This is a genomic window from Spiroplasma sp. ChiS (assembly GCF_002968355.1).
In the GTDB taxonomy this organism is placed as follows: Bacteria; Bacillota_I; Bacilli_A; order Mycoplasmatales; family Mycoplasmataceae; genus Spiroplasma; species Spiroplasma citri.
The window spans coordinates 1-3,589 of record NZ_PUUH01000013.1 but is presented as its reverse complement, the minus strand read 5'-3'; the positions used below and the strand labels follow the sequence as shown (position 1 = coordinate 3,589).

Here is a 3,589-nt window from a genome sequence, read left to right as displayed (position 1 = left end):
CTAGAATTTTTAAGTCCTTTTTTAGTTATTGTTTTTTCAGTTTGAAAAATGTATTTGCCTTGATTGGTAACATCTTTAATTGATAAAAATGATATTTCTCCATTATAAAAATCTTTATTTTTTGTACTTGGAGTTCCTCCAGATTTACCCTTATTATAAAACTTATTAAAAGTTGTTTTATAATAAAAATCATTAAGTTCTTTAAATCTAATTTTTGGCACCAAAGATTTATTCATTATTAATCACCAAATCTTTTAACATTAAATTAAATTCTTCATCTAATTTTTGAATTTCTTTTTCATTATTAATTAAGTTATCTTGTAATGCTTTAATATTAATAATTTCTTTTTCTTCTGTATTATCAACATAACGAGCAATATTTAAGTTATAATCATTTTCTTTAATTATTTCTATATAAACTAAATTAGAAAATTTATCAATAGTTTTTCTTTTATTAAAAATATTAATAATTTTAATAATATTTTCATCGGTTAAAGTATTTTTATTTCCTTGCTTTTGAAATTCTTTCGAAGCATCAATAAACAAAATTGAATTATCAATTTTACATTTTTTCATCACAATAATACAAGTGGGAATTGATGTACCATAAAACATATTAACTGGTAAACTAATAATAGTATCAATTCAATTTTTTTCAATCATATATTTTCTAATAATTAATTCAGCATTACCCCTAAACAAAATTACATGAGGAATAACAGCAGCCATTACGCCATTATCAGATAATTTATAAATCATATTTTGAATAAAAGCAAAATCAGCTTTTGTTTTTGGTGCTAATTTTCYATAAGCACTAAATCTCTCATCACTTAAAAATTTTTGATTTGCCGATCAATGAGAACTATATGGCGGATTTGCAACAATTATTTCAAATTCTTGTCCTTTAAAACCATCATCTTCTAATGTGTCACCATTATAAATATTAAATTTATTATACTTTAAACCATGCAACATCATATTCATTCTTGCAATATTATATGAATTGGTTTTTAATTCTTGACCATATAAATGACCAATTTTTAATTCTTTATATACTCTTAATAATAATGAACCTGAACCACATGTTGGATCATAAACAGTTTTAATTTCCGTTTTTCCTTGACTAACTAATTTAGCTAATAATTTAGAAACAGGTTGTGGTGTATAAAATTCACCTGCTGCTTTTACTGATTCAGAAGCAAATTTACTAATTAAATATTCGTAGGCATCACCTAAAATATCAATTTCTGATTCATTAATTTCAAAATTAATTTCATTAATTTTTAACATTACTTTAGCAATTATTTTACTTTTCTCTGCTTCTGTTTTTCCCAATTTACTAGAATCTAAATCAACAGAATCAAATAAATTTTCAAATTCTTTTTCTGATGAATAACCAATTGTTGATTCAATTAATTTTTCAAACGCTTTTCTTAATAAGAAAATATCAAATTTTCCAATATTAATTTTATTAATTATTTCTTGTCATAAATATTCTGGTTCAATATAATATCCAGCACTATCATTATCATATAAAACTTCTAAAAAATCATTACGATATTTTTCGTMAKTTAAAGCAGTTTGATAATCAATCCCTTCTATTTTTAAATCTTTTTCTATTATAGATTGTACATTATCTGATAAATAACGATAAAATATTAATCCTAATATATATTCTTTATATTCGGATGGTTTCATTGTCCCTCGTAGAGTATTAGAAATATCTCATAATTTAGAAAATAATTGTTGTTGTACATTTTGTTTTTCATGTGTTGTCATAATATTTTTTCCTAACTTTCAAACTCATTAATTAAATTAATTATATTTAATTCTAATTCTTTTTTTACTTCATTTTTTGCTTTTATTTTAGATATATTTTTATTAATAGCTATTTTTTCAGTATATTGTTGATTAATTTTTTCTCTAATTAAGTTAGAAGGCAATTGATTAGTAAAACGATATTCACTAATAATTTCATTAATATCTAATTTATCTATATTATATTTTTTACTAATTTTAATTATTTGTTGTTCATATTTTTTATCACAAAATTGTTCATATAATACTTCTAAATCTGCAGTATTTTTAAGAGTAGGAATAACTCTTTCAATAAATGAATTTATTAATTCTGATTTATATTTTAATACTGGATCAGTTGATTCTTGTAATCCTTTTTTTATTTCTTTAATTTGTTTTTCTTTTCTTTTAATATTGTTTAAATCTATTTTTTTTAATAATTCTAAAATATAATGGACATTAATTTTATTACTATAAATTAATTCTAGTTCAAAATCAACATCTGCTAATACAGATAATTTTTCTTTTTTAATTTTTTCATCACTAAATAATAAATAACGAGATTTAAATTCATTATATTCATTTTCACTAAAATTATATTTACTTTTATTAATATCAAATTCAATAAATGTTTCTAATTTTAATAATATTTTTACTATTTCTTTAAATAAAAAAATAAATTCTTTAATTTTAACTTCGTCACCATCATTTCCTACATCATAAGCACAATTATAATCTTTTTTTAATTTATTCACTAACTTAATAAATTCTAGTTCATAATAATCAAATGGTTTCATTAATATTTGATCAGTAGTTGTACTATTAGAAAACAATAAAATTCCTTTATCAACAGTTTTTTAGTAGTTTGATAACAAACAATATTACCAAATGGTTTAGTAATATTTATAATTCTGTTTGTTCGTGAAAATGCTTGGATTAATTTATGATATTTTAATAATTTATCTAAATATAATGCACTAGTTATGGGTGAATCAAAACCTGTTAAAAACATATCAACAACAATTAATAAATCAATTTCTTTGTTTTTAACTTTCTTTTGTAAATCAATAAAATATTCATTAAATCTGTTTATATTAAAATTAGTATCAAAGTTTATATTATAATCTTTAATTTTTTTTTCTAATTCTATTTTAAAAGAAAAATCTTTATTATTTAAATCTTTATTTGCTTCAAATGTAAAAATTGAAGCAATTTTTAAATTATGTTTTAAATTTTTAAATGTTTTATAATATTTAATTGCCATATTAATATTTTTAACAGCAAATATAGCATTATATTTCTTTCCGTATGTTTTTTTTGAAAATGTTTCTATTATATTTTTTGAAATAGAGTTAATTCTGGAATCAACTATTAATAATTCATCATTATTAATATCTTCAATCAATTCATCATTAGTGTCTTTTTTATTTCTAATTGATTCCATATAGTCAACATTAAAACCTAAAACATTACCATCTGCTATTGCATTTTTAAGTAAATATTTATGGATACATTTATGAAACTTTTTTATTTCTAATTGATTCCATATAGTCAACATTAAAACCTAAAACATTACCATCTGCTATTGCATTTTTAAGTAAATATTTATGTATACATTTATGAAATATATCTGCTGTTGTTCTTTCATCTTCCGATTGATTTTGTTCAAATCGTGGTGTGCCAGTAAATCCAAAATATTGTGCATGTTCGAAAATTTTTTTAATGCTAACATACATTTTTCCAAATTAACTTCTATGACATTCATCAATAATAAAAATCACTTTCTTATTCT

3 protein-coding genes and 2 pseudogenes are annotated in these 3,589 nt (G+C 20.6%); all 5 read right to left on the bottom strand.

The window, feature by feature from the left end:
- Positions 1–236, bottom strand: a pseudogene (locus C6B38_RS01305) (restriction endonuclease subunit S); the annotation flags it as partial.
- The gene (locus tag C6B38_RS01300; RefSeq protein ID WP_105298358.1) at positions 229–1,779 is read right to left on the bottom strand and encodes a type I restriction-modification system subunit M; all 1,551 of its coding nucleotides are present in this window, start codon (positions 1,777–1,779) and stop codon (positions 229–231) included. The gene C6B38_RS01300 and the pseudogene C6B38_RS01305, both read right to left, overlap by 8 nt.
- An 11-nt stretch (positions 1,780–1,790) precedes the next feature.
- Positions 1,791–2,630, bottom strand: a complete 840-nt coding sequence (locus C6B38_RS01295; RefSeq protein WP_105298357.1) for a type I restriction endonuclease subunit R, EcoR124 family — start codon at positions 2,628–2,630, stop codon at positions 1,791–1,793.
- Positions 2,594–3,241 (bottom strand): type I restriction enzyme subunit R domain-containing protein, encoded by a 648-nt coding sequence (locus C6B38_RS01290; RefSeq protein ID WP_146693247.1) that lies wholly within the window; start codon positions 3,239–3,241, stop codon positions 2,594–2,596. Before C6B38_RS01290 ends, C6B38_RS01295 begins: the two co-directional genes overlap by 37 nt.
- Before the next feature lie 76 nt (positions 3,242–3,317).
- Positions 3,318–3,589 (bottom strand): annotated as a pseudogene (locus C6B38_RS01285) (DEAD/DEAH box helicase family protein); the annotation flags it as partial.